This is a genomic window from Pseudomonas sp. Leaf129 (assembly GCF_001423465.1).
Taxonomy (GTDB): domain Bacteria; phylum Pseudomonadota; class Gammaproteobacteria; order Pseudomonadales; family Pseudomonadaceae; genus Aquipseudomonas; species Aquipseudomonas coleopterorum.
On the sequence record NZ_LMOC01000007.1, the window covers coordinates 136,523 to 162,412 of the forward strand.

Consider the following 25,890-nt stretch of genomic DNA (forward strand, 5'->3'; position numbering starts at 1 on the left):
ACCGGCTTGAAGCGATGACATCACCGTGAGCATCAACTTTGATTTGAATGACCTGCAGGCTTTTCGGGCAGTGGTCGAGCAGGGCAGTTTTCGGCGGGCGGCGGAGGCGATTCGCCTCACCCAGTCTGCGCTGAGTCGTCGCATCGAAAAGCTTGAGGGGGCGTTGGGCGTGAAGCTGTTCGAGCGGACTACGCGGCGGGTGTCTCTGACCAACCAGGGACGGGCGTTTCTGCCGCAGGTGGAACGGTTGCTCGATGATCTCGATCTGGCGTTATTGAGCATCGGCGAGCCGGGGGCGTTGCGCGGCGGCACGCTGGTCGTTGCCTGCGTGCCGTCGGCGGCGTATTACTTCATGCCCCATGCGATCCGCAGCTTTCGTGGCCGCTACCCGAAGGTAAAGGTCAGGTTGATCGACGTTTCGGCCCATGAGGTCAGTGCGGCGGTGTCATCGGGCGAGGCGGATTTCGGTGTCAGCTTCGGCGGCAATCTGGCGCCGGATATCGAGTTCAGTACCTTGATGGATGAGCGCTATGTCATCGCCTGCCGCAAGGACCACCCGCTGGCCGAGCTGGAAGTGGTGACGTGGGCACAGGCTTACGAGTATGACTACATCACCCTGGATCGATCATCCGGCAATCGCCTGGTGCTGGACCGGGCCATGCCCGGCCTGACGTTCGCCAGGCCGAGCCTGTGCGAGGCGCGGCACGTGACGACGGTGCTGGGGCTGGTCGAAGCCGGGCTGGGGGTGGCGGCGGTGCCGTCGATCGCCATGCCGCCGGCCTCCCATCCCATTCTGGCCAGTGTGCCGTTGATCGAGCCGCAGGTGCAGAGGCACCTGGGGCTGCTCAAGCGTCGTGGCCGCACCCTGACCCCGGCGGCGCTGGAAATGGAAGGCCTGATCCGAGCCTTGCCGGGTACTTTAGCGCGGCACTGAATCCAGACCCGTAGCGCGTACGGCATCCTGTACCTTGGGCGACGCCAGGTAGTCCAGCAACTGCTTGGCTTCGGTCGGGTGCGCAGCGTTTTTCGGGATGCCCGCGGCATAGCGGGTCACCGACTGCACGTCTTCCGGGATCTTGCCGACGAAGGTGATGCCGGGAATCGGCAGCAGTTCGGCCACTTGCTGGAAGCCCAGCTGGTAGTCGCCCTTGGCAACCACGGAAGCCACGGGAATGCGCTCGATCATCTTGCTGTTGGGCGCCAGTTGATCCTCGATGCCCAGCTTCTTGTACAGCTGTTTCTCGATGTAGACGCCGCTGGCGCTGTCGGAATAAGCCACCGACTTCGCCGCCAGCAGGGTCTGCTTGAGCTCGGCGTCGGTGCCGATGGCAGGTTTCGTTGCACCGGCCTTGACCGCCAGGCCGATCCGCGAATCGGCCAGCTCGACGCGTGAGCCGGGATCGACCTTGCCCTGCTTGATCAGCTCATCCAGCGCATAGCCCACCATGATCACGACGTCCGCCTGTTCGCCACGTTCCAGGCGGTTGGGGATGGCTTCCTGGGCCTTGCCCATGGACGGGCCGAGCACAGTGTTCAGGGTGTTGCCAGTGTCTTTGGTGTAGCCGGGGGCCAGGCTTTTGTAGGCAGCGGTGAAGCCACCGGAGGTCATCACGGTGAGCTCTTGCGCCTGGGCCAGGGGGCTCAGGACGAAGGCCGCCAGGGCCAGTGCGGGCAGGGATTTGAAGGGCAGTTTCATGGTGTTTCCTTATTCAGACGTTTCAGGCGTTCAGGCGATGACGGGGGACTTGACTGCAAGTCGGCGGTACAAAACTAACGTGGCCACGAACGCGCAGAGGGCTGCAAAGATCATCCAGTAAGCCGGTGCAGCCTTGTCGCCGCTGACGTGGATAAGCCAGGTGGAGATTGCGGGTGTGAAGCCGCCGAACACGGCGGTTGCCAGGCTATAGGCCAGGGAGAAGCCGGCTACCCGTACCTCGACCGGCATGATCTCGGTAAGCGCCGGAATCATCGCGCCGTTGTACAGGCCGTACAGAAAGGAGAACCACAACAGGACCTCGAGCATGTGGCCGAACGTCGGCGCCTGGGCAAGGAAGGACAGGGCGGGATAGGCCGTGATCGCGGTCACTAGCGACATGGTCGCCAACAGTGGCTTGCGGCCGAAGCGGTCACTCAAGGCGCCACCGACAGGTAGCCAGAAGAAGTTCGAGACGCCGACCAGCAAGGTCACGATCAGCGCATCGCTGGTGCTCAGCTGCAATACGGTCTTGCCGAAAGTCGGCGCGTAGATGGTGATCATGTAAAAGGCTGTGGTGGTCATGGCCACCATCAGCATGCCGAGCACGACCAGCCCGGCGTTGGCGTACAGCGTGGCGAAGACCGCTTTCATCGAAGGTCGACGTACGCGACTGGAAAACTCGGCGGTCTCTTCCAGGCTGCGGCGCAGGAAGAAGATGAACGGCACGATCAGGCAGCCGATGGCGAACGGAATGCGCCAGCCCCATTCGGCCACCTGAGCCGGGGCCAGCCACTGGTTGAGGCCGTAGCCCAGCCCGGCTGCGACGACGATCGCCACCTGCTGGCTTGCCGATTGCCAACTGGCGTAGAAGCCTTTGTGCCCAGGCGTCGCCATTTCGGACAGGTACACCGAAACACCACCCAGTTCCGCGCCTGCGGAAAACCCCTGCAGCAGCCGCCCCAACAACACCAGGGCAGGTGCCCACAGACCAATCGTGGCGTAACCGGGAACCAGCACGATGAGCAGGGTGCCGCTGGCCATGATGGCCAACGTGACGATCAGACCTTTGCGGCGGCCCACGTCATCGATGTACGCCCCCAGCAATACCGCACCCAGCGGACGCATGAGAAACCCCGCGCCGAATACGGCGAAGGTCATCATTAGGGAGGCAAATTCGTTCGAGGCGGGGAAGAAAACGCCCGCAATCTGCGTGGCATAGAAACCGAAGAGGAAGAAGTCGAACTGTTCGAGGAAATTCCCGGAGGTCACCCGGAAGACCATTCCGGCTTTCGACCCGGTCCGATCGGACGGGCGCGATGTCTGATGCATTGTTGTTCTCCAGCGCTTTTTTGAGATTATTTGTAACCGCTCGTTACGCAATATTCTCGGGTAAACCGGTCTCCAGGTTAATCGTTGATTTCGCATGGATTGATGCATGAAAGCGATCAATACGGGATTTGATTTTGTATCGTCACGGTGCGGGCCACTGCCGCGAACGGGGAAATCCCAGTGGCCCGTCAAACTTCGAACTCCAGTCCAGTCCAGCCCGCCTGGTGGGCGTGCTTGCCGAACAAACCCGCTGGATCTAGAACTGATACTTCACCAACAAACTCGCCGTGTCCTGGTCTGTGGTGAAAGAGCCGTCATCCTTGATGCCGTATTTGTCGGACCAGTAATCGTATTCCACACCCACATACAGATGCTTGGCTTCGTAGCCCAGGCTTTTGCCCAGGTCATACTTGATCTGCGGGTTGAAGTGCAGGTTGGCGTGGTAGTCGGACTGGTTGTTGCCATGGCCGCTCTTGTTGTTCACCACCCAGTCGATGAAACCGTCGATCAACAGGTTCGAATTGCCCAGCGGCAAGGTGTAGGACCAGGCTGGGGTGATCTGCCAGGCGCCGGAAGGCACGCGGTTGCCGTCGGGTTTGCGGTAGTAGAAATTCAGCTGGAAATAGTCGAAGCCTGGGATGTCCAGGTCGAAGCCCGGACCTATCAGGTAGGCATCCACGTCGTCATCGCCGAACTCGTAGGTAGTGGCGAGCAGCACGTCTTTCACCGGTCCGAATGAGAGGTCCTGGCCCAGCAACTTGCCGGCACTGAAACGTGGGCTGAATTCGCCGTAGAGGCTGTAATGGCCATTGCCGGATCGCGCGCCGTTGTACCAGCTGTTGTCGACGAAGGCGAACAGGTCGCCCCACGTCCAGGCGCTGGCATGTTCGAGGGTGACGGTTTGCTGTATTGCCGGATCGACCTTGTAATTCTTGCCGTACAAGTACGTCAGACTTTCTCCGTGCCACAGCAATGGCCCTTCAGCATGAGCACTGCCAGCGCCCAGCAGACCCAACATGCACAGTGATGCTCCCCAAGCGTTTTTCATGTTTTACCCATCAATCAATGTGGTGTTTATGGCGCACCGGCATTGGTCCGACAGATGTCGTGGACCGGGCGTCGAAGTTGTGGGCAGACAACCGAGTTGGCTTCCCGGCCCCGTGCGGGGCGCGGGCTTGTTGCGTTGGCGCCTTGCTGGCCGAAACGGGCCGGACGACGCTTCTTGTTTCAGTCGCGATCGATCGCGAACGGTCCCCAGGCCTGACGCACGGGGACCATTTCCAGGCGATTGATGTTGATGTGGGCGGGCAGGGTGGCGACGTGGAAAATCTGTTCGGCGATATCTTCCGCCGTCAGTGGCGTGGTGCCCTGGTAGACCTGGCCGGCGGCCTGCTGGTCGCCCTGGGTGCGCACCAGGGTGAACTCGGTTTCGGCGATTCCGGGCGCCAGGTCGGTGACCCGTACACCGGTGCTCAGCAGGTCGCAGCGCAGGTTGTAGGAAAACTGTTTGACGAAGGCCTTGCTCGCGCCATAGACGTGGCTGCCGGGGTAGGGGCACTCACCGGCAATCGAGCCGATGTTGATGATGCTGGCCCCGGCGCCGGTTTCCAGCAGTGCTGGCAGCAGCGCGTGGGTCACGTTGACCAGGCCGGTCACGTTGGTGTCGATCATGGTGTGCCAGTCAGCCAGGTCGGCCTGTTGCGCCGGTACCGGGGCCAGGGCCAGGCCGGCGTTGTTGATCAGCGCCGTCACCCGCTGGAAGGCTGGGGGCAAACCGGCGACGACGGCCGCGACCGCTGCGGCATCGCGCACATCCAGCGCGGCAACATGGACCGGCACCTGCGCGCCCAGTTCATCCAGCAGGGCATGCAGGCGCTCCAGGCGCCGCCCGGTGAGAATCAGCGACCAGCCGGCCTGGGCGAAACGACGGGCCGTGGCCCGCCCGAAACCGGACGTCGCACCGGTGATGAAAACAGTACCGCTCATGTGGAAACCTCGACAGCTCAAAAATCGACCGTTCAAAAATCGCTCAGCGTCGCTCTTCGCGAACATAGGGTTCACCCAGCGCGCCCGGCTGGCTGGCACCTGCGCGCTTGCTGGCAGCGACCCAGACCATGACCGCCAGGGTCACGGCGTAGGGCGTCATCAGCATGAAATACTGCGGCAGTTGCACACCGGCGGCGGCCAGTTGCGGAATCAGTGCCTCGATACCGCCGAACAGCAGGGCACCGGCGAACGCGCGCCAAGGTGACCAGCGCGCGAAGATCACCAGGGCAATGGCGATCCAGCCACGGCCGCCGGTCATGTCGGCGATCCACATCTTGGTGCTGAGCACGGCAATGAATCCGCCCGCCAGTCCCATCAGTGCGCTGCCGGCCAGAATCGCGGCGAGCCGATAGCGCAGCACCGGCAGGCCGGCGGCATCGGCGGCTTGGGGGTTCTCGCCCACGGCGCGCAGTTTCAGCCCGCTGCGGGTGCGGTTGAGAAACCAGACCACGGCAAAAAAGATCACCACGGTGAGGAACACCATCGGGTTCTGCCTGAACAGGCCTCCCACCACTGGCAACTCGCTCAGCGGCCACAGCTCGACGGCCGTAAGTCCGCTGACCGGGCGATTGGTCCAGCCCAGCAGGGTGCCCAGCAAGCCGGTCAGGCCCTGACAGAAAAACACCAGGGCCAGCCCGGCAATCACCTGATTGATGCGCAGTACCAGCACCATCAGCGCAAACAACAGCGAGACCACGCTGGCGGCCGCCATGGCCGCGAGCAGGGACAGCCCCGGCAGGCCCAGGGCCAGTTGCATGCCGATCCCGGCCAGGGCGCCCACCAGCATCATGCCTTCGGCGCCCAGCGCCAGCACGCCGGCACGCTCGATGATGATCAAACCCAGCGCGGCGAGGGCGAAGGGCACGGCGAATTCGGGAACGCTGCTCAGCCAGTAAGTCACCAGATCCATCACTGTTCTCCCGCCTGGATGCGCCGCAAACGGTGCCGTATGAAGAAGTCCGAAGAGGCCACGCAGATCACCAGGATGGCCTGGATCAACTGCACCATCGAAAAGGGGATCTGGTAGAACACCTGCAGGTTGCGCCCGGCGACGAACAGCATCGCCACCAGCAAGGCGACGATGGCGGCGGCGAAGGGATTGTTGCGCGCCAGAAACGCGATGAGAATTCCCGAGAAACCGTAGCCTTGGTAGAACGACTGGGTCAGTCGACCTTCCTGGCCTGCGCTGACGATGAAGCCCGCGACACCGGCCAGGGCACCCGACAGCAGCACGGTGCCGAGGATCATCCGCCGTACCGGCACCCCGACGGCGCTGGCCACGCGCGGGTTGGCATCGACGAAGCGCAGGTACAGGCCGGCGCGCGATACGCTGATGAACCACACGGCCAGGGCCATGATGACCACGGCGATGACGATCGCCACGTTGTAGCCGGCGAACAGGTCGGGCAGCCGTTCGAACGGACGGAAGGCGGGCGAGTAGGGGAAGTTGTCCCGTGGGTCTTTCCAGCTGCCGTAGAGCAGGTGCAGCAGGAAGTTGGCGGCGATGTAGTTGAGCATTAAGGTCGAAATCACTTCGTTGACCTTCAGGCGCAATTTGAGCAGGACCGGTGCCAGGGTCCAGAGCATCGCGCAGACGATGGCCGAGGCCATCATCAACGGCAGGCGCAGGGCCTCGGGGCCGATCTGGAAGATCGAGATGGCCGCCGCGCCGATCCCGCCCCAGATCATCTGGCCTTCCAGGCCCAGGTTCCAGAAACGTGCGCGAAATGCCAGGCAGCCGGCCATGCCGACCAGAATCATCGGCGCCGCCTGGAACAGCACGGCCTTGAAGTTGCCGGCATCGAGCAGCGTCTGCCCGACGAACTCTTCCAGCAGTTGGTCGGCCGGCACGCCCGCCGCCACCAGAATGGCCGTGCTCAGGGCCAGGCCGACGAGCACCGCCAGGCCGATCACCAGCGCCTGGCCGCCCCAGCCCATCTGCTGGCGCAGTTCCAGGGTGTAGCGTCGGCCGAGCAGCGGTTGGCGTGAGGTCTTGAGCAGGGGTTGGGAGAGTTCAGTCATGGCTCACCATCGCTTTGCCAATGGCCTGGCGGTCGGCCGGGCAGTCGAATTCGGCGACGATGCGGCCGCCATTCATCACGCCGATGCGATCGGCCAGGGCCAGCACTTCGTCCAGGTCTTCACTGATCACCAGTACCGCCGCCCCGGCATCGCGGGCGGCGCGCAGGCGTGCATGCACCGCCTGGGTGGCGCGCACATCCAGGCCGCGGCTCGGGCTGTGTACCAGGATCAGCCGTGGATTGCGGCTGAACTCCCGTGCGATCACCAGCTTCTGGGCATTGCCGCCGGACAGCAGCGCGGCTTTCTGCTGCAGCGAGCGCACACCCTGGACATCGAAATCGGCCACCGCCTGGGCGGCGTCTTCCAGCAACCGTTGGCCGCGCAGGCGCAGGAAAGAGCCGTAGCGGCCATCGTGCAACTGGCCGATGGCGAAGTTCTCGGCCACCGACAGCGAGCCGGCCAGCGCCGCCCCATATCGATCGGCGGGGATGGCGGCGATACGCAAGGTTCGGCGTTGTTGGGCGCTGGCCTTGCGCAGGTCGCCGAAGGACGCCAGGTGGATATCGCCTTCGGTCGGTTCTTCGAGGCCCATCAGGGCATTGGCCAATTCGCCCTGGCCGTTGCCACCGACCCCGGCGATGCCATAGATCTGTCCGGCGTGGAGTATCATATCCACGCCCTTCAGCCCGCCGGTGCCGGCCACGCTGGTGAGATTGCTGACCCGCAGCAACGCTTCGCCCGGCGTTGCCGGCAGCGTCGGGCTGAGCGCTGCCGATTCGCCGACGGTGAGGCGCACCAGCTCCTCGACGCTGACCCCCTGCGGGTCAAGGGTTTTGATCGTGCGGCCGCCGCGCATGACCGTCACCCGGTCGGCGTAGCGTTTCACATCGGCCATCTTGTGGGTGACCAGCACCACCGCGGCGCCCTGGCGGGCGAAGGACTGCACCGTGCTCAGCAGGCGCTCGGCTTCCTGGTCGGTGAGCACCGCAGTGGGCTCATCGAGAATCAGGATCCGCGCGCCCGCCAGCAGCACCTTGAGAATTTCCACGCGCTGCTGCTCGGCCACCGACAGGGTTTCCACCACCTGGCGCGGATCGAGGACAAAGCCCAGCTCTTCTGCCTTGCGGGCGATGGTCTGCTCAAGCGCGGCCAGCCGCTTGCGGTAGCTGCCTTCTCCCGGTTGCTCGGGCAGGCCGAGCAGGATGTTCTGCGCCACGGTGAAGGGGCGCACCAGCTTGAAATGCTGGTGAACCATGCCGATGCGATAGCGGCTGGCATCCTTGGGGCTGTGCAGGCGCACGCTGTTGTCGTCGATCATCACGCTGCCGGTTTCCGGTGCGTACAGGCCGGCGGCAATGTTCATCAGCGACGACTTGCCAGCGCCGTTCTCGCCGAGCAGGGCATGCACCTCGCCCCAGCGGGCGCTGAAGTCGGCTTCGCTCAGCGCCTTGAAGCCGTCGAACGACTTGCTGATACCGGTGAGTTGGAGCGCGTTGGCCTGGCTCATTTCTGGGTCATCACGCCTTTGACGAACCAGTCCATTTTCCACAGATCCGGATCGCTCATGACCTGGCCTGGGGCGAGCCGCTGCTGGCCATCACGGTCAGCCATGGGCCCGGTATAGAGCGTCTTGGTGCCGGCCAGCAGCTCGGCCCGCGCCGCGTCGATCCTGGCTCGGTTCTCGGGGCTGATCACGGCGTCCTGGGTCAGGCTGATGTCGGTGCCGCCCTGCTGCATCGACAGCAAGGCGCCATTGGCCTGGGGAACCCAGTTGCCGGCCATGATCTTCTTCACCTCAGGGGTGAGGAAACGGTCCCACACCCACATCGACGAGCACACGGTGCCCTTGGGCGCGAACTCGCTCAGGTCCCGGTGATGACCGGTGCCATGAATGCCCCGCTCCTGGGCGACGATCTGCGGTGTCGGGCTGTCGACGTGCTGGCCGATCACGTCGACGCCGTTGTCAATCAGTGCCATGGTGGCAGCGCGTTCCTTGACCGGGTCGTTCCACGCGCCGGTGTAGATGACCGTAACCGTGGCCGCAGGGTTGATTTGCTGCGCGCCCAGTTCGTACGCGTTGATGGTCCAGTTGACCTGGCCGAAGGGGTTGGCGGCCACGAAGCCCAGCTTGCCCGACTTCGACGCCGCACCCGCCGCCATGCCGCACAGGTACTGGCTTTCGTAGGTACGACCGTAGAAGGATTCGAGGTTCGCGGCGTTGGTGGTGCCCGAACCGTTGAGGAAGGCCACGTCGGGGTATTTCTTCGCCAACGCTAGGAAGGTGTCGGAATAGCCGAACGCGGTGCCGATGATGATGTTGGCGCCGCGAGCGATCAGGCGGTCGACCACCGGCGTGATGGCTGCGGCGTTTTCGGGAACGCTCTCGACGTACTGGATCTTCTGATCCAGGCTCTTTTCCAGCTTGATGCGGGCTTCGTCGAATGCCTGGGTCCAGCCACCGTCGTTGCGCGGGCTGATGTAGACCATGGCGATCTTGGCCGGGCCCTTGAGGGTCAGTCCCTCGGCGTAGGCAGCCGTGCCTGTCCCACAGGCCGAAGCGGCTAGCAAAATTCCCGGTAGCAGTGTCTTGATCATGAGGCGCCTTCCTGAAATGTGAGCATGGGGCAGCGGGATGCTGCCGTGGCCAGGAACCCGCCCTAAGCCGCCCGGAGCTCGAAAGCAGCATCCGTGCCATTTCAGAAAAGCGCTTTGGTTACAACGTGTTGGGTTATTTCGGAGGCTTAATTCAGATCAATTGGTCCGAACTAGAGCACTTGGTTTGTGCGCTTGGCACGATTAGAGGGCATTCACGCAGGTCTTGGCCGCACGCCATCGAGTATCAAACCGCGTAACCCCACCAGGACCTCTTCGAAAAATACCGGATCGTGCAGGGTCTTGCCGGTCACGGCCTCGACCTGGGTGCGGAAGTCGGCGTAATGCTGGGTGGTTGCCCATAGCGAGAAGATGAAGTGGTGCGGGTTGATCGGTGCCAGTTGGCCCGTCGCGATCCAGTGTTCGATCACGGCCACCTTGGTGTCGACGGTTTCGCGCAAGGGCTGCTGCAGTTCAGTGAGCATCAGCGGCGCGCCCTGCATGATCTCCATGCAGAACAGACGCGACTCTGCCGCGTGATCCCGGGAGAGTTCGAGCTTGGCCTTGATGTAGGCGCCGATGGCCTCGACCGGGTTTTTGTCGGCGGTGAAGTACTGCAGGGGGCTCAGCCAGACCTCCAGCAACTGCCTGAGCACGCTCAGGTAGAGATCGTCCTTGCTGGAAAAGTAGTACAGCAGGTTGGTCTTGGAAACGTCGGCCCGAGTAGCCACCTGGTCGAGGCTGCTGCCGTGCAGGCCATAGCGGGAGAACACATCCAGCGCGGCGCCCAGTATCGCGGTGCGTTTGCTTTCCATCAGTTGCAGCCGCCGCTTGAGTGCCGCCGCGCTCGGCTCGCGGGTGGCCTTGACCGCGGGCTTGGGCTTGACGTTGCGCGTGCGCTTGGCACGGGGCTCGTTGGCGGGGGGATGCTCTTTCACGCGTCTGGAACCTGCGGCTGGAGGTAGGCGGCCATGATAACGGGCGAATGTCCGCTGACGATACAGGCACGGGGACGTCGTGCATCGTTTTGCACCGCGACGCGGAAAATCGCACAAACCAAGTGCTCTACTTCGGACCATTTGGTCCGAAAACTTCCACCTATTGTTTTCAACCTGTTGAAAGTAAAGGGTTAACCAAACATGGCCTGATCCCTGCTAAGTGACTTTCATGCGCAACCTGTCCGGTGCGTAACGATCATCACTCAGAAAGGGAACCACATGGATATCGGTGTTTTCACTCCTATTGGCAACAACGGCTGGCTGATTTCCGAAAACGCGCCGCAGTACCTGCCCACCTTCGAATTGAACAAGCAGATCGTGCAGAAGGCCGAGCACTACGGCTTCGACTTCGCGCTGTCGATGATCAAGTTGCGTGGCTTCGGCGGCAAGACGGAATTCTGGGAACACAACATGGAATCCTTCACGCTGATGGCCGGCCTTGCCGCCGTCACCAGCAAGATCCAGTTGTTCGCCACGGTCGCCACGCTGACCATCCCGCCTGCCATCACCGCACGCATGGCGGCGACCATCGATTCGATTTCCAACGGCCGCTTCGGGGTCAACCTGGTGACCGGTTGGCAGAAGCCGGAGTACGAGCAGATGGGCCTGTGGCCCGGCGACGAATTCTTCGGCACCCGCTATCAGTACCTGGGCGAATACGCACAGGTCCTGCGCGACCTGTGGAGCACCGGGCGCAGCGATTTCAAGGGTGAACATTTCACCATGCAGGACTGCCGCGTCAGCCCGCGTCCACAGGCCGACATGAAGCTCATCTGCGCCGGCCAGAGCGAGGCGGGCATGGCCTTCTCGGCGCAGTACGCCGACTACAACTTCTGCTTCGGCAAAGGCGTGAACACCCCGACCGCGTTCGCGCCCACGGCCCAGGCGCTGCTCGAAGCCAACAAGAAGACCGGACGCCACGTGACCTCCTGCGTGCTGTTCATGATCATCGCCGCCGACACCGACGAGGCCGCCCGCGCCCGCTGGGAGCACATCAAGGCCGGTGCCGATCAGGAAGCCATCGCCTGGCTGGGCGAGAAGGGCTCGGCGGACAAGGGCGCCAGCTCCAACCTGCGGCAGATGGCCGACCCTACCTCGGCGGTCAACATCAACATGGGCACCCTGGTCGGTTCCTGGGCCAGCGTGGCGCGCATGCTCGACGAAGTCGCCAGCGTGCCGGGTACCCAGGGTGTGATGCTGACGTTCGATGATTTCGTGCAAGGCATCGAAGACTTCGGCCGCAAGATCCAGCCGCTGATGAGCAGCCGCCAGCACGTGATGCCTACCTTGGAGGCCGTATGATGAATGTGCCCCTCAACGTCGCCGGTGTGTCCCTGCCGCAGGACGCGCACCCCGCCCGTGAACTTCCCGCCCGCCCCGAAGCCCTGCGCATGAAGGCCAGCGAAACCGCGCTGGTGGTGGTCGACATGCAGAACGCCTACGCCAGCCTGGGTGGCTACCTGGACCTGGCCGGCTTCGACGTATCGAGTACGGGCCCGGTGATCGCGGCCATCGAGAAAGCCCTCGTGGCAGCCCGCGCCGCAGGTATTCCGGTGATCTTCCTGCAGAACGGCTGGGACGCCGACTACGTCGAGGCGGGCGGGCCTGGCTCACCCAACTGGCACAAGTCCAATGCCCTGAAAACCATGCGCAAGCGCCCCGAGCTGCAAGGCCAGCTGCTGGCCAAGGGCGGGTGGGACTATGCCTTGGTCGATCCGCTCAAGCCCCAGCCCGGCGATATCGTGGTCCCGAAAACCCGCTACAGCGCGTTCTTCAACTCCACGTTCGACAGCACCCTGCGCGCTCGCGGCATCCGCAACCTGGTGTTCACCGGCATCGCCACCAATGTCTGCGTGGAGTCGACCCTGCGCGACGGTTTCCATCTGGAGTACTTCGGCGTGGTGCTGGCCGATGCCACCCACCAGGCCGGGCCGGCGTTCGCGCAGCAGGCTGCGCTGTTCAACATCGAAACCTTCTTCGGCTGGGTCTCCAGCGTCGACGACTTCTGCACCACCTTCGCCCCCGTCGGGGCTGTTTCCTGAGGATGCACAGATGAGCAAACGATCGATTATCCCTGCTGGCACAGGCAAGCCCCTGGCGCCCTTCGTTCCCGGTTCCATGGCCGATGGCGTGCTGTACGTCTCGGGCACGCTGCCATTCGACAAGGACAACAATGTGGTGCATGTGGGCGACGCGACGGCGCAGACCCACCATGTGCTGGAGATCATCAAGGGCGTGGTCGAAGCGGCCGGCGGCACCCTGGATGACGTGACCTTCAACATGATCATGATCCGCGACTGGGCCGACTACGCCAAGGTCAACGAGGTGTACGCCGAGTACTTCGCCGGCGAGAAACCTGCGCGCTATTGCATCCAGTGCGGTCTGGTCAAACCAGACGCGCTGATCGAAATCGCCAGCATTGCGCACATCGGCTGACACTCACTGCGGAGGTTTGCATGTACCACGCCATACACGGTCGGCAGGATGCCGACGCACCCACCCTGGTACTGAGTTCGGGGCTCGGCGGTTCAGCCGGGTTCTGGGCGGGCGATCTGGCGCTGCTCGGCGAGCAGTTTCGCGTCGTGACCTATGACCATGCCGGAACCGGGCGCAGCCCCGCGCAGTTGCCCGAGGGCTACAGCATCCAGCACATGGCCGAAGAGCTGCTGGGGCTGCTCGACGAGCTCAAGATCGAGCGATGCCATTTCATGGGCCACGCCCTGGGTGGCCTGGTCGGATTGGCGCTGGCCGCGCTGCAGCCCCAGCGCTTGAGCAGCCTGGTGCTGATCAATGCCTGGAGCAGCCCCAATCCGCACAGCGCGCGCTGTTTTGCCGTGCGCAAGAACCTGCTGCGTGACAGTGGCGCCGAGGCTTACGTGCAGGCGCAGGCGTTGTTCCTGTACCCGGCCGATTGGATTGCCAGCAACGGTGCGCGCCTGGCCGCGGACGAGGCCCATGCGCTGGCGCATTTCCCCAGCCATGACAACCTGCTGCGGCGGATCAACGCGCTGGAAACCTTCGACATCGAGTCGCGCCTGGCGGGCATCGACACGCCTGCGCTGGTGATCGCCAATCGAGACGACATGCTGGTGCCGTGGCAGCGTTCCCGGCACCTGGCCGAGCACCTGCCCAACGCCAGATTGGTGGTGCTCGAATACGGCGGACACGCCTCGAGCGTCAGCGATCCACAACCCTTTCATCACGCCGTGCTGGACTACTTTCAAGGACTCTCACTATGAACGTGCCCCATTCGATTCCCGTCGAGCGTCAAGCCTTCCGCGATGCCATGGCAGGACTTGCCGCTGCGGTGAACGTCATCACCACCGACGGCCCCCACGGGCGGGCGGGGTTCACGGCGACGGCGGTGTGCAGCGTGACCGATCAGCCGCCGACGCTGTTGGTGTGCATCAACCGCGCAGCCTCGGTGTACGAGTCTTTCACGGGCAACGGCATGGTGTGCGTCAACACCCTGGGCAATGGCCAACAAGCACTGTCCAACGCCTTCGGCGGCAAGATTCCCCAGGAGGAGCGTTTCGCGGCGGGGCACTGGAGCCAGGGGATTACCGGTGCGCCGATTCTGGAGGGCGCCAAACTGTCCTTCGACTGCAGGATCACCAGCAGCACCAGTGTTGGCACCCACGACATTCTCTTCTGCGAGGTGCTGGACATTCGCCAGCAGGACGAGGCCGACGTGCTGGTCTATTTCGCTCGCCGCTACCACGAACTGGCGGGTACTCAAGCCAGCGTGTGAGTGGTGCGGTCAGTCCGGCTTGCCCATGAGCATGAACAAGCGGAATAGCACCACGGTGGGCAGCAGTTGCAGAAAGCTGTTGACGCTGTCGACCAGCAGGCGCACCGGCGTGGGCTGGGCGTCGCTCCAGGCCATGGCACTGAGGCCGTCGAGCAGCCACAGCGGGATCATGATCGCCAGCAGAGTGAACAGGATCGGCCAGAACTTGCCTTTGGTCAGGTCGAAGCTTTCGCGCATGGCCTGCAACGGAGTGGTATTGCGCAGCACCAGCAGGTATTCCGAGAACGACAGCTTGATCATCAGGTACAGCCCCGGCAGCACGAACAGCCACATGCCGAACATGATCAGCAGGGTACTGATGGCCGCCATCAGGGCGAAGCGTGGCCACAGGTGCAGGGCCTTGCCCAGCAGGTGCCGGCCCTGGGGCTCATAGCCGTCGGTGCGGGCATCGAGGAACAGGATCAGCGCGGCGGTGTACAACGGATAGAACAGCAGGCCCACGGCCACGTCGTACATCACCGAGGCGTCAGGACCGTTGACGCGTGCCACCAACTCGCGCGCCAGGGCTTCGCAGACCACCAGCGGCAGGCACAGGCGAAGGATCGCCCACAGGTTGATGCGGAAGAAATAGAACGAGTCGCGCAATACGATCAGCGGGTTCATGGGGCCGGGTCACAGGTCAAAAAGCAGGTCGACACTTTAGCCGATGGTGGCGTTTTTCAACACCCGGTCGGGGCGTCATGGAGCGTGAGGGTGGGCGCAGGTGAACAAAGTTTAATCGCGGCCGGTCATTGAAAGACGGGGCAGCAGCCCCATCATTGCAGCAGAACCGACGCATTGTGCGCCGGCCACCCCATTTTCCGGGCAATCGAACGAGGTCGCCATGAATACTGATGAACAAAGCCTGATCGACGGTCTGTTCACTCGCCTCCAGCAGGCCGAAAAGGAGGGCAGTGCGCGCGATGCGCAGGCCGACGAGCGCATCAAGGGCCACGTCTCCGCCCAGCCCGCCGCGCCCTATTACATGGCGCAGGCGATCTTGGTCCAGGAAGCGGCGATCAAGCGCCTGAGCGAGCAGAACCAGCAGTTGCAGACCGAGTTGCAACAGGCGCGTAGCCAGGCGGCCGCGCCGGCGCAGCAGGGCGGTGGTGGTTTTCTGTCGAGCATTTTCGGCGGTGGCAACCGCGACGTGCAGCAACCGGCGCGGGCCGTGCAGCCGCAGGGCAACGGCTGGCGCGAACCGGCTCGCCAGGCGCCGGCGTACCAGCCGCCGCCACAGCAGAACTACGCCGCTCCAGGCGCTCAGGCGCCGGCGGGTGGCGGCTTCATGCGCGGCGCCCTGCAGACGGCCGCTGGTGTGGCCGGGGGCGTGATGCTGGCACAGGGCATCAGCAGCCTGTTTCACCACGACAACCCTCAGGAGATCGTTGAGGTGATCAAGGAAGAGCCGGCCCAGGCGAGCGACAACGGCGGCTGGAACGACAGCGGTGACGCCCAGCAGGTGAGCAATGACAGCTGGAACGACCAGGGCGGGCTGGCCGATGCCGGTTACGACAGCAGCGGCGACAGTGGCTTCTTTTCCGACGATGATGATTTTGTGTAAGGCCTGAGGGCCTCTTCGCGGGCAGAGGGCTCGCCGTCCTGCCTTTACATTGTTCGGTGGAGCTCATGGCCCCTTCGCGGGCAGAGACCCGCTCCCACAGGATCGCGCACGACCCTGTGGGAGCGGGCTCTGCCCGCGAAGAGGCCGGCACTGACACCCCCATCCTCGCCCCAACACTGGCATACTGGCTCTCCAGAAGCTCAGGCGCCCAGCGCGACGAGGAAGTGCGGTGAAGAAGATCGCGGTGTTCGCCGATGTACAGAACCTTTACTACACCGTGCGCCAGGCCTACGGCTGTCACTTCAACTACGCCGCACTGTGGGCCGACATCGGCCAGCGCGGACAGATCGTCGAGGCCTATGCCTACGCCATCGACCGTGGCGACAGCAAGCAGCAGCAGTTTCAGCAGATCCTGCGCAACCTCGGCTTCACGGTCAAACTCAAGCCCTACATCCAGCGCAGCGACGGCTCGGCCAAAGGCGACTGGGATGTGGGCATCACCATCGATATCATGGACGCCGCCGATCACGTCGACGAGATCGTGCTTGCCTCGGGCGACGGTGATTTCGACCTGCTGCTCGACCGCATCATCGGCAAGCATGGCGTCGAGGCCGTGGCCTATGGCGTGCCAGGTCTGACCGCCAACTCGCTGATCCGCGCCGCCACCCGCTACGTACCCATCGAAGGTGCGTTGCTGCTGAAGAATTGAGGTTTCACCGCTTTGGAACGCATTGCTGTCATCGACTTCGAAACCACCGGCATCTCGCCGAACATGGGTTGCCGCGCCACGGAAATCGCCGTGGTCATGCTCGAACGCGGCGAAATCGTCGGACGCTATCAGAGCCTGATGAACGCCGGCCTGCCCGTGCCCGGCTTCGTTGCCAGCCTGACTGGCATCACCACGGCCATGGTGCGCAAGGCGCCGCCTGCGGCCGAGGTAATGGCCGAAGTCGCCGAGTTCGTCGGCAGCACGCCGTTGCTGGCGCACAACGCCTCCTTCGACCAGAAGTTCTGGGATCACGAGCTCAGCCTGCTGCGCCGCGAGCGGGTGCAGAGCTTTGCCTGCTCGATGCTGATGGCTCGGCGCCTGTTCCCCGGCGCGCCGAATCACAAGCTGGGCACCTTGACCCAGTGGGCGAGGCTGCCACATACCGGCCAGGCTCACCGGGCCATGGCCGATGCCGAGATGGCGGCCAACCTGACCCAGCACCTGGCGCGCGAGTTGCGCGAGCGGCACGGGCTGGCCGAGGTGTCCCACGGGCTGTTCTGCACGCTGCAGAAAGTGCCGATGGCGAAGATGCGTGAGGTGTTGCAGAAGCATCGCTTGGGGTAGGGCTGGAGGGCCTCTTCGCGGGCAGAGGGCTCGCCGCCCGGTTCCCACCAGGAAAGAACAAAAACACACCATGGACGACCTTTGAAATGCCTGCTCAAGCCCGCTTTCCCCTGTTGCTCATCGGCGCCTTCCTGGCCCTGTATTTCGTCTGGGGTTCGACCTACCTGTTCATTCGTATCGGCGTCGAGTCGTGGCCGCCGTTGCTGATGGCCGGGGTACGCTTTCTCATTGCCGGGACGATTCTCTATGCCTTCCTGCGCCTGCGTGGCGCGCCCAACCCGACCTGGCCACAGTGGCGCGCGGCCGGGTGCGTGGGGATCCTGCTGCTCAGTTGCGGCAACGGCGGCGTGACGGTCGCCGAACATGCAGGCGTGTCGTCCGGGGTGGCGGCGCTGGCCGTGGCCACCGTGCCGCTGTTCACCCTGTTCTTCGGCCTGTTCCGGGGGCAGCGCAACACCCGCCTGGAGTGGGCGGGGATCGTCCTCGGGCTGGTCGGCATCGGCCTGCTCAACCTGGGTTCCAACCTGCAGGCCAGCCCACTGGGCGCGGCGCTGCTGATCTTCGCCGCGGCCGCCTGGGCCTTCGGCTCGGTCTGGAGCCGGAGTCTGCCATTGCCCCAGGGCGCCATGGCCGCGGCGACGGAAATGCTCATCGGTGGCGCGGTGCTGCTGCTGGGCAGTCTGATCTCGGGCGAGCGCATGCAGCAATGGCCCACCGCCGCCGGCTGGGGCGCGCTGGCCTACCTGGTGTGCTTCGGTTCGATCCTGGCCTTCAGTGCCTACATGTACCTGCTCAAGCACGTGCGCCCGGCGGCGGCCACCAGCTATGCCTACGTCAACCCGGCGGTGGCCGTGTTGCTGGGCATCCTGTTCGCCGGCGAGCACATCGGCGTCGAGGAATGCGTGGCCATGGCGGTGATCATCGGCGCGGTGGTGTTGATCGGCGTGCCGCAATGGCGCAAGGCGAAAGCCTAGCCAACAAGGTAAACTGCCGGCCATTGCGAAACATCTTCTGACGGTAGACCCATGACATTCGCCACCCTTGGCCTGATCGAACCCCTGCAACGCGCCCTTGAAACGCTTGGCTACCAGACGCCGACCCCGGTGCAGGCCCAAGCCATTCCTGCGGTACTGGCCGGTCGCGACCTGATGGCCGCGGCCCAGACCGGCACCGGCAAGACTGCCGGTTTTGCCTTGCCGCTGCTGCAGTTGCTGGCCATGGAAGGACCCAAGGTGGCGAGCAACTCGGTCCGCGCATTGGTGCTGTGCCCCACGCGCGAGCTGGCCGAGCAGGTCCACGCCAATATCGTCGAGTACGGCGAGCACCTGCCGCTGAGCACCTATGCGGTGTACGGCGGGGTCAGCATCAACCCGCAGATGATGAAGCTGCGCAAGGGCGTCGACCTGTTGGTCGCAACGCCGGGGCGCCTGCTCGATCTGTATCGACAGAACGCGATCAAGTTCTCCCAGTTGCAGACCCTGGTGCTGGACGAAGCCGACCGCATGCTCGACCTGGGTTTTTCCGAGGAACTGCGGGACATCTATGCAGCCCTGCCTAAGAAGCGCCAGACCTTGCTGTTCTCGGCGACCTTTTCCGATTCCATCCGCCTGCTGGCCGGGCAGATGCTCAACGACCCGCTGAGCATCGAAGTCAGCCCGCGCAACGTGGCCGCCAGCTCGGTGCAGCAGTGGATCGTGCCGGTGGACAAGAAGCGCAAGGCGGAGCTGTTCTGCCATCTTCTGAAGAAGCAGCGCTGGAAGCAGGTGCTGGTGTTCGCCAAGACCCGCAACGGCGTGGACGCGCTGGTCGAAAAGCTGCAGGGGCTGGGCATCAACGCCGACGGCATCCACGGCGACAAGCCCCAGGCCACGCGTCAGCGTGCACTGGATCGTTTCAAGGCTTCGGAGGTGCAGATCCTGGTGGCCACCGATGTCGCCGCGCGCGGCCTGGACATCGACGATCTGCCGCTGGTGGTCAACTTCGACCTGCCGATCGTGGCCGAAGACTACATTCACCGCATCGGCCGTACCGGCCGGGCAGGGGCCACGGGGGAGGCGATCTCCTTGGTCTGCGCCGACGAAGTGCAGTTGCTGTCGGCCATCGAAATGCTGACCCGGCAGACGTTGAAGCGCGTCGACGAACCGGACTTCGTGCCCGATCACCGGGTGCCTGACACCGATGCCAGCGGCCAGGTGGTGAAGAAGCCGAAAAAACCGAAGAAGCCCAAGGTCAGCGGCAGCAAGAAGAACCTGGGCAAGTGGGTCGACAGCGGCGATTCGCCGGTGGATGCGACCCCTGTGGTCAAACCGGTGCGCAAGGTGCCGGTATTCAATACAGGGCCGCGCAAGCGCAAGCCTTGAGGTGTGTGGGGGGGCTGATGGGCTCTTCGTGGGCGGAGGGCTCTCACATTGTGTGGGGGGCTGATGGCCTCTTCGCGGGCAGAGCCCGCTCCCACAAGTTAAAGGGAATGCTGACTGTGTGGGAGCGGGCTCTGCCCGCGAAGGGGCCCGAGAGGCAAACATCACTCCCGAGCCAACCACTCCAGAACGCCATCCGCCGCCCGCCGCCCGCTGGCGAAACAGGCCGTCAGCAGATAGCCACCGGTTGGCGCTTCCCAATCCAGCATTTCACCCGCACAGAACGTACCCGGCACATCGTTAAGCATCAGCTGCCGATTCAGCCCCTGCAGATCCACCCCCCCCGCTGTGCTGATCGCCTCATCCAGCGGCTTGGCGCGCACCAGCGTTAACGGCAGCGCCTTGATCGCCGAGGTCAGTGCGTCGAGATCGGCGAAGGTCGGCGAATCGGTCAGCTCACGCAACAGGCCGGCCTTGACCCCCTCCAGACCCAGTTGCCCCTGCAGGTGCCGGGCCATGGACTTGGACCCCCGCGGTTTGTGCAACGCCGCACGGACTTTATCCACAGGTCGATCCGGCAGCAGGTCAAGATGCAGGGTCGCTTTTCCCATGCGGTTGATCGCCTCGCGAATCCCGGCGGACAGTGCATACACCAGGCTGCCTTCCACACCGGTTTCAGTCAGCACGAACTCGCCAGTGCGCAACGGCTCGCCAGCCAGCCCGAGGGCGACGTTCTTCAGCGGCGCACCGGCGAATTTCTCCCGCAACACTGCGCTCCAGCCCGGCACCTCGAAGCCGCAGTTGGAGGGTTGCAGCGGCTTGATGGGTACACCGCGCCGTTGCAGCCAAGGCACCCAGGCGCCGTCGGAACCCAGTCGCGCCCAACTGGCGCCGCCCAACGCCAGCACCGTGGCCGCCGGGCGCACCGCCGATTCGCCGTGCGGATGCTCGATACGCAAGCTGCCGTCGTCGTTCCACCCCAGCCAGCGGTGCCGGGTGTGGATAACCACACCGGCCTCGCGCAGGCGCTTGAGCCAGGCACGCAGCAGCGGTGCGGCCTTCATGTCGGCCGGAAATACGCGTCCGGAGGTGCCGACGAAGGTCTGGATGCCCAGGCCATGAATCCATTCGCGCAGCCGTGGACCATCGAACGGAGCCAGCCATTCTCCCACCGCCTGCGCGCGTTCGGCGTAGCGAGCGACGAAGGCGGGCTGGGGCTCGGAATGGGTGATGTTCATGCCACCGACGCCGGCGAGCAGGAATTTGCGGCCCACCGAGGGCATGCCGTCGTAGACGTCGACGGTCACGCCAGCCAGGCTCAGCACTTCGGCGGCCATCAGGCCCGCCGGTCCGCCGCCGATCACGGCAACGCGAGGGGAAGAAGAGTGCATGGAAACGGATCGACAGAGAAAGAAGGCGAATTCTACACGCCCCGTTCCGCTCCTGTATTCAGACGCACTGCTGATCAAAATTTGATCGGCGCTCTGAAAGCCTTGCCATATGCGGCCTGTGGCTTGTTTTGCGCAGGTTATCCACATGCGGTTGCACAGCGGATGTGAGTAACTCGCGCAGTCTGTGCAAAACCGGCCTGCAAAGCTGATCAAAAAATGATCGCATCGCGCAAGCCCCCGGCTACGTGGGCCGTTAGCCGCTTATGCGCAGATTATCCACAGGCGGTTGCACAGCCAATGTGTGTAACTTATCCACTGGCTGCCGCGATGTGCATAACTCATACGGTGAGGAAAAACACCATCAGCAAGGGCCCGATCACGGTCAGCAGAAAACCGCTGACCAGCGCTACGGGCAGCAATTCGGGCGGGCACTTCTGCTTGACGATCGGCAAGGTCGAATCCAGCGACGTGGCGCCGCCTGCGGCGATGCATTGCAAGGGTCGCCGGGCACCCAGGCTGTACAGCAGACCGATGGCCAGGATCTCGCGAAACAGGTCGGTCAACAGGGCCATGGCACCGAACGCTTCACCGGCATGGTGGCCCACCATCACTCCGGACAGGGTGAACCAGCCGAAGCCACTGGACAGCGCCAGGGAGATGGCCAACGGCTGGCCGGTGGCCCAGGCCGCCAGCAGGCCGCCCAGCAGCGAGCCGATCACCACCATGGTGGGAATCTTCAAGGTGCGCAGCGAGTACCACGACGGGTCGGGCCTGACTCCGTAGAGGTCCAGCCCGACCAGCACGATCAGTACATAGAGGAAGTAGCTGGTCGAAGGCCAGCCAAACCCCGAGCCGTCGGCCGCCCCCCACAGGTGATACACGCCAACGCCCAAGGCCAGGGCCAGCAGGGCGATCAGGCATTCCTTGAGCGGCGGGATGATCCCTGCCAGCCCTTGGCGGTCTGACGTCGGGCGTGGCACCACGGCGCTGGCGCCCCTAGAGAGCAACGACCACGGCACTGCGGTCGTCAGCACGGCGAAGACCAGCGCGGTGAGCGCCGATTCACGCGCCGAGTTCAGGGCGCCCAGGACGTTGCCGAACTCGTAGCCGATGGAGAACAGCAGCAGCCAGATGAACGGGGTGATCAGCTTCACCAGCCGATGACGCAGCTCGGGGCTGATGAAGATTGCCAACACCCAGCCGCCGGCCAACGCCAGCAGGATGGGCAGGAGTGAAGCCACTATCGAAAGCATTGTCACAAGCCTTGTGCAGGAGATCCATGGAGTGCCGTGTGTGCCGAAGGCCGGCATTATTCCAGATGCGCGACCCGTCTGGCTGGGCTTTTTCCATGTCGCGGCACCTGGGCCAGGGCCCGGTGCCGCCGGCTGCTGTTGGGCCTGCAGCCACCGCTCAGTCGTCGGTCTGGATACGACCGATCACGGCGCCAGCTTCGAAGTAGTCACCGGCTTGCTGGCCGATCTGCACGCGGCCTGCACACGGCGCCAGCACCGAGGTCTCCATCTTCATCGCTTCCACCACGGCCACGACCTGCCCGCTGGAAACGTCGGCGCCGTCTTCCACCACCCAGGTGTGCAGGTTGCCCGCCACTGGAGTGAGCAGCGCCTGGGCGTCCACCTCTGCCGAAGCCGAAGCCTGTGCCTGGGCAGCGGGTGCCGCGTCCAGGCTCATGCCACGCAGCAATGCAGCGGGCAGACCGAGCGCGTGGCGCTTGCCATCGATCTCGACGAAGGTACGCAGAATGTCCGCCTCGGCCTTGGGTTCGACCCGCGGCGCCAGGGTGAGGGATTCAGCGAAGTCGGTTTCGATCCAGCGCGTGTGCACGGCGAAGCGCTCGGGACCGGTGAAATCCGCGTGATCCATCACGGCGCGGTGGAACGGCAGCACCGAGGCGATGCCTTCGATACTGAATTCGGCCAGGGCGCGTCGGGCGCGGGCGATTGCCTGCTCACGAGTGGCGCCGGTGACGATGAGCTTGGCCATCATCGAGTCGAAGTGGCTGGGCACGCTCGACCCGCTGACCACGCCACTGTCCAGGCGCACGCCGGGGCCGAATGGCGGAAGGAACTCGCCGATCTGGCCAGGTGTGGGCAGAAAGCCCTTGCCCGGGTCTTCGGCGTTGATGCGGAATTCGAAGCTGTGGCCTCGCGGCACGGGCGTTTCGGTGAACGACAAGGGCAAGCCGTCGGCGATCCGTAGTTGTTCGATCACCAGGTCCACGCCCGTGGTTTCCTCGGTGACCGGGTGTTCGACCTGCAGGCGCGTGTTGACCTCCAGGAACGACAGAGTGCCATCCTGGCTGAGCAGGAACTCGACCGTACCGGCGCCGACGTACCCGGCCTTGGCGCAGATGTCGCGAGCCGCCTGGTGGATACGCTCGCGCTGCTGTTGCGTGATGAACGGCGCGGGCGCTTCTTCCACCAGCTTCTGGTTGCGGCGTTGCAGGGAGCAGTCGCGCGTGCCCACGACCACGACCTGGCCGTGCCGGTCGGCCAGGATCTGCGCTTCGATGTGGCGCGGGCGGTCGAGAAACTGTTCGACGTAGCATTCACCGCGGCCGAAGGCGGCTTCGGCCTCGCGTACCGCCGAGGCGAACAGCTCCGTCACTTCGTCCAGACGCCAGGCGACTTTCATGCCGCGTCCGCCACCGCCGAATGCGGCCTTGATGGCGATGGGCAGGCCGTGCTGTTCGGCGAAGGCCAGCACCTCGTCGGCGCTTTCCACCGGCCCCGGCGTGCCGGCCACCAGAGGCGCACCCACGGCCTGGGCGATCTTGCGGGCTTCGACCTTGTCGCCCAGCACGTCGATGGTCTCGGGGTTGGGGCCGACCCAGATCAGCCCGGCCTCGATGACGGCGCGGGCGAACTCGGCCCGCTCGGAGAGGAAACCATAGCCGGGGTGCACGGCGTCGGCACCGCTGCGCTTGGCGACCGCCAGCAACTTCTCGATGTTCAGGTAGGTTTCGGCAGGGCGCTGGCCGTCGAGCCCATAGGCTTCGTCGGCGTGGCGTACATGCAGGGCGTCGATGTCGGCATCGGCGTACACCGCCACGCACTGCACGCCATGGTCGCGGCAGGCACGGGCGATACGCACGGCGATCTCGCCGCGGTTGGCAATCAGGAGCTTTTTCATGGAAGTCGTTCCACATCGGCAGGTGAAAAAGGGGCAGGCGCGGTGGGGTGCAGCGCTTCGAAGGCGGCCACCGGGTTGAAGCGAATCCAGGCGTTGACCGGTATCTGTCCTGCCAGATCGAGGTGGTAGTTGGCGACCACGGCGATCACCGGGTAGCCGCCGGTCAGCGGGTGGTCGGCGAGGAACAGCACCGGCTGGCCGCTGGCGGGTACCTGAATGGCGCCCACGGCGGTGCCTTCGCTGGGCAGCTCCTGGTGATTGCTGCGTTCCAGCGGCGTTTCACCGGCCAGGCGAATGCCGACGCGGTTGGACTGTGCGGTGACCTGCCACGGCTGGCTGCTCAGGCGCTCGATGGCGTCGGCGGTGAACCAGTCGCTGCGCGGGCCCATCAGCACATCCAGGGTGACGGTGTCGGCGGTTTTCGGCAGGGCGAACGCCGGGGCTTCACTGAGCGATACGCTGGTGCCGCCCGTTGGCGGCGTGAACCCCAAGTGGTCGCCGGTGGCCAGGGCGGGCGGGCCAACCTGGGCCAGGGTGTCGGTCGACAGGCTGCCGAGCACCGGCGTCACGTCGAAGCCCCCGCGGATCGCCAGGTAACTGCGCAGCCCGGCGCTGGGCGCACCCAGGGTAACGGTGTCGCCCGGCGCCAGTTCGATGGGCCGATAGTTGTCCACAGGCCATTGCAGGCCACTGGCACTGGTGAGGGTGACCGGGGTCTGTGCGCCGGTGACGGCGATCACCGCGTGGCCATGGCAGGTGAAGCGCAGGCCGCCGAGCACGGTTTCCACGCAGGCCATGTCCGAGCGGTTGCCGACGGCGCGGTTGGCAGCCCGCAGGGCGCCCAGGTCCAGCGCGCCGGAGCGGGACACGCCCTGACCGGTCTGGCCGATGCGGCCGGTGTCCTGCAGCACGCTGTGCAGGCCGGGGCTGAGAATCTGCAGGTACGCGCCGCTCGGCGGCAGGGCCGCGGCGGGCGCAGCCGGTGCGGGCAGGCCGCCTGCAGGCAGAGGCCCGGCGTCGACGAAGCGGACCTTGTAACCGGGCCTCAACAGGGCCGGTTCGGCGCGCTCCAGGTCCCACATCTGCAAGGGCGTGACGCCGATGATCTGCCAGCCACCGGGGCTGGCCTTGGGGTAGATGCCACTGAATTCACCCGCCAGCGCCACGGCGCCCGCAGGGATGCGCGTGCGCGGCGTCTTCCGGCGCGGTACCTGGAATCCGGCACCGCCGGTCAGGTAGCCGAATCCCGGGGCGAAGCCACAGAAGGCGACGCTGTAGTCGTCGGCGGTGTGGCGTCGGATCACTTCCTCGCGGCTGATCTGCAACAGCGCGGCAACCTCGTCCAGGTCTTCGCCGTTGTAGTGGACGGGGATCTCCACCCGCCGCTGCTCGACGGCACGGCGCTGGCTGGCATCGCGCCGGGCGAGTTGATCGACCAGCGTCTGCCGAGTGATGGCGCTGGGGCGGAACTGGATCAGCAGCGTCCGCGCGGCCGGAATGATTTCCTCCACGCCGGCGATCGGTTCGGCGCTCAAGGCGTCGAACAGGGCCAGGGTCTGCTCGAGGTCGTCGAGCTCGACCATCAGGGTGTCCAGGTTGACCGGTAGAAAACGCACGGCAAT

General features: G+C 64.6%; 25 protein-coding genes. 11 read left to right on the forward strand and 14 right to left on the reverse strand.

From position 1 onward, the window contains the following. Nucleotides 1-25 precede the first annotated feature (25 nt). The gene (locus ASF66_RS12165) at nucleotides 26-934 is read left to right on the forward strand and encodes a LysR family transcriptional regulator (protein ID WP_056844021.1); all 909 of its coding nucleotides are present in this window, start codon (nucleotides 26-28) and stop codon (nucleotides 932-934) included. Here the strand turns inward: ASF66_RS12165 and ASF66_RS12170 are convergent. From ASF66_RS12170 to rutR, 9 genes are all read right to left on the reverse strand, one after another. After that, nucleotides 920-1,696 carry a substrate-binding domain-containing protein gene (locus tag ASF66_RS12170; RefSeq protein ID WP_056844022.1) on the reverse strand — a complete coding sequence of 259 codons (777 nt, stop codon included), beginning with the start codon at nucleotides 1,694-1,696 and terminating at the stop codon, nucleotides 920-922. The genes ASF66_RS12165 and ASF66_RS12170 overlap by 15 nt on opposite strands. A gap of 30 nt (nucleotides 1,697-1,726) precedes the next feature. After that, a complete protein-coding gene (locus ASF66_RS12175) occupies nucleotides 1,727-3,025 on the reverse strand; it encodes an MFS transporter (RefSeq protein ID WP_056844023.1) in 1,299 nt (432 codons plus the stop codon). 256 nt (nucleotides 3,026-3,281) lie between these two features. Then, nucleotides 3,282-4,073 carry an outer membrane protein OmpK gene (locus ASF66_RS12180; RefSeq protein ID WP_056844024.1) on the reverse strand — a complete coding sequence of 264 codons (792 nt, stop codon included), beginning with the start codon at nucleotides 4,071-4,073 and terminating at the stop codon, nucleotides 3,282-3,284. A gap of 179 nt (nucleotides 4,074-4,252) precedes the next feature. Continuing rightward, complete coding sequence (locus ASF66_RS12185; RefSeq protein ID WP_056844025.1) at nucleotides 4,253-5,011, reverse strand: SDR family NAD(P)-dependent oxidoreductase; 759 nt, start codon at nucleotides 5,009-5,011, stop codon at nucleotides 4,253-4,255. Between the two features lie 43 nt (nucleotides 5,012-5,054). Further along, a complete protein-coding gene (locus tag ASF66_RS12190; protein WP_056844026.1) occupies nucleotides 5,055-5,981 on the reverse strand; it encodes an ABC transporter permease in 927 nt (308 codons plus the stop codon). Next, complete coding sequence (locus ASF66_RS12195) at nucleotides 5,981-7,093, reverse strand: ABC transporter permease (protein ID WP_056844027.1); 1,113 nt, start codon at nucleotides 7,091-7,093, stop codon at nucleotides 5,981-5,983. The genes ASF66_RS12190 and ASF66_RS12195 overlap by 1 nt, the downstream gene beginning before the upstream one ends. Further along, on the reverse strand, nucleotides 7,086-8,600 hold the full coding sequence (locus ASF66_RS12200; RefSeq protein WP_056844028.1) for an ABC transporter ATP-binding protein: 1,515 nt from the start codon (nucleotides 8,598-8,600) through the stop codon (nucleotides 7,086-7,088). Before ASF66_RS12200 ends, ASF66_RS12195 begins: the two co-directional genes overlap by 8 nt. Continuing rightward, nucleotides 8,597-9,688 carry a BMP family ABC transporter substrate-binding protein gene (locus ASF66_RS12205; protein ID WP_056844029.1) on the reverse strand — a complete coding sequence of 364 codons (1,092 nt, stop codon included), beginning with the start codon at nucleotides 9,686-9,688 and terminating at the stop codon, nucleotides 8,597-8,599. Before ASF66_RS12205 ends, ASF66_RS12200 begins: the two co-directional genes overlap by 4 nt. A 212-nt stretch (nucleotides 9,689-9,900) precedes the next feature. Further along, entirely contained in the window at nucleotides 9,901-10,623 is a 723-nt protein-coding gene (gene rutR / locus ASF66_RS12210) for an HTH-type transcriptional regulator RutR (protein ID WP_056844030.1), read from the reverse strand. Between the two features lie 279 nt (nucleotides 10,624-10,902). Between rutR and rutA the strand changes: the two genes are divergently transcribed. From rutA to rutF, 5 genes are read left to right on the forward strand one after another with little or no spacing between them, the layout of a single operon-like run. Then, on the forward strand, nucleotides 10,903-11,985 hold the full coding sequence (rutA, locus tag ASF66_RS12215; protein WP_043192722.1) for a pyrimidine utilization protein A: 1,083 nt from the start codon (nucleotides 10,903-10,905) through the stop codon (nucleotides 11,983-11,985). Further along, the gene (rutB, locus tag ASF66_RS12220; RefSeq protein ID WP_056844031.1) at nucleotides 11,985-12,725 is read left to right on the forward strand and encodes a pyrimidine utilization protein B; all 741 of its coding nucleotides are present in this window, start codon (nucleotides 11,985-11,987) and stop codon (nucleotides 12,723-12,725) included. The genes rutA and rutB overlap by 1 nt, the downstream gene beginning before the upstream one ends. A gap of 10 nt (nucleotides 12,726-12,735) precedes the next feature. Beyond that, nucleotides 12,736-13,119 carry a pyrimidine utilization protein C gene (gene rutC, locus ASF66_RS12225; protein ID WP_056844032.1) on the forward strand — a complete coding sequence of 128 codons (384 nt, stop codon included), beginning with the start codon at nucleotides 12,736-12,738 and terminating at the stop codon, nucleotides 13,117-13,119. A 20-nt stretch (nucleotides 13,120-13,139) separates the two neighbouring features. Beyond that, on the forward strand, nucleotides 13,140-13,922 hold the full coding sequence (gene rutD, locus ASF66_RS12230) for a pyrimidine utilization protein D (RefSeq protein ID WP_056844033.1): 783 nt from the start codon (nucleotides 13,140-13,142) through the stop codon (nucleotides 13,920-13,922). After that, nucleotides 13,919-14,434, forward strand: coding sequence for an NADH-dependent FMN reductase RutF (rutF, locus tag ASF66_RS12235; RefSeq protein WP_056844034.1), 516 nt, complete (start codon nucleotides 13,919-13,921; stop codon nucleotides 14,432-14,434). Before rutD ends, rutF begins: the two co-directional genes overlap by 4 nt. Nucleotides 14,435-14,443: 9 nt before the next feature. Here rutF and ASF66_RS12240 read toward each other — a convergent pair whose 3' ends face one another. Then, nucleotides 14,444-15,097 carry a YciC family protein gene (locus ASF66_RS12240; protein ID WP_056844035.1) on the reverse strand — a complete coding sequence of 218 codons (654 nt, stop codon included), beginning with the start codon at nucleotides 15,095-15,097 and terminating at the stop codon, nucleotides 14,444-14,446. A gap of 220 nt (nucleotides 15,098-15,317) precedes the next feature. On the opposite strand from ASF66_RS12240, the gene ASF66_RS12245 reads away from it, so the two are divergent. The 5 genes from ASF66_RS12245 to ASF66_RS12265 all read left to right on the forward strand — a co-directional run bounded on the left by ASF66_RS12245 (nucleotide 15,318) and on the right by ASF66_RS12265 (nucleotide 19,730). Further along, nucleotides 15,318-16,037, forward strand: coding sequence for a DUF2076 domain-containing protein (locus ASF66_RS12245; RefSeq protein ID WP_056844036.1), 720 nt, complete (start codon nucleotides 15,318-15,320; stop codon nucleotides 16,035-16,037). 229 nt (nucleotides 16,038-16,266) lie between these two features. Next, nucleotides 16,267-16,746, forward strand: coding sequence for a LabA-like NYN domain-containing protein (locus ASF66_RS12250; RefSeq protein ID WP_043192734.1), 480 nt, complete (start codon nucleotides 16,267-16,269; stop codon nucleotides 16,744-16,746). A 12-nt stretch (nucleotides 16,747-16,758) separates the two neighbouring features. After that, entirely contained in the window at nucleotides 16,759-17,370 is a 612-nt protein-coding gene (locus ASF66_RS12255; RefSeq protein ID WP_049860889.1) for a 3'-5' exonuclease, read from the forward strand. Nucleotides 17,371-17,456: 86 nt separating this feature from the next. After that, complete coding sequence (gene yedA, locus ASF66_RS12260) at nucleotides 17,457-18,344, forward strand: drug/metabolite exporter YedA (RefSeq protein WP_049860890.1); 888 nt, start codon at nucleotides 17,457-17,459, stop codon at nucleotides 18,342-18,344. 51 nt (nucleotides 18,345-18,395) lie between these two features. Continuing rightward, nucleotides 18,396-19,730, forward strand: a complete 1,335-nt coding sequence (locus ASF66_RS12265; RefSeq protein WP_056844037.1) for a DEAD/DEAH box helicase — start codon at nucleotides 18,396-18,398, stop codon at nucleotides 19,728-19,730. A 161-nt stretch (nucleotides 19,731-19,891) separates the two neighbouring features. On the opposite strand, the gene ASF66_RS12270 is transcribed toward ASF66_RS12265, so the two are convergent. The 4 genes from ASF66_RS12270 to ASF66_RS12285 all read right to left on the reverse strand — a co-directional run bounded on the left by ASF66_RS12270 (nucleotide 19,892) and on the right by ASF66_RS12285 (nucleotide 25,884). Further along, nucleotides 19,892-21,118 carry a TIGR03862 family flavoprotein gene (locus ASF66_RS12270; RefSeq protein ID WP_056844038.1) on the reverse strand — a complete coding sequence of 409 codons (1,227 nt, stop codon included), beginning with the start codon at nucleotides 21,116-21,118 and terminating at the stop codon, nucleotides 19,892-19,894. Nucleotides 21,119-21,456: 338 nt separating this feature from the next. Continuing rightward, nucleotides 21,457-22,359, reverse strand: a complete 903-nt coding sequence (locus tag ASF66_RS12275) for a lysine exporter LysO family protein (protein ID WP_201782773.1) — start codon at nucleotides 22,357-22,359, stop codon at nucleotides 21,457-21,459. Between the two features lie 169 nt (nucleotides 22,360-22,528). Next, complete coding sequence (locus ASF66_RS12280; RefSeq protein ID WP_056844039.1) at nucleotides 22,529-24,268, reverse strand: acetyl/propionyl/methylcrotonyl-CoA carboxylase subunit alpha; 1,740 nt, start codon at nucleotides 24,266-24,268, stop codon at nucleotides 22,529-22,531. Beyond that, the gene (locus ASF66_RS12285; RefSeq protein ID WP_056844040.1) at nucleotides 24,265-25,884 is read right to left on the reverse strand and encodes a 5-oxoprolinase/urea amidolyase family protein; all 1,620 of its coding nucleotides are present in this window, start codon (nucleotides 25,882-25,884) and stop codon (nucleotides 24,265-24,267) included. The genes ASF66_RS12280 and ASF66_RS12285 overlap by 4 nt, the downstream gene beginning before the upstream one ends. Nucleotides 25,885-25,890: the final 6 nt, after the last annotated feature.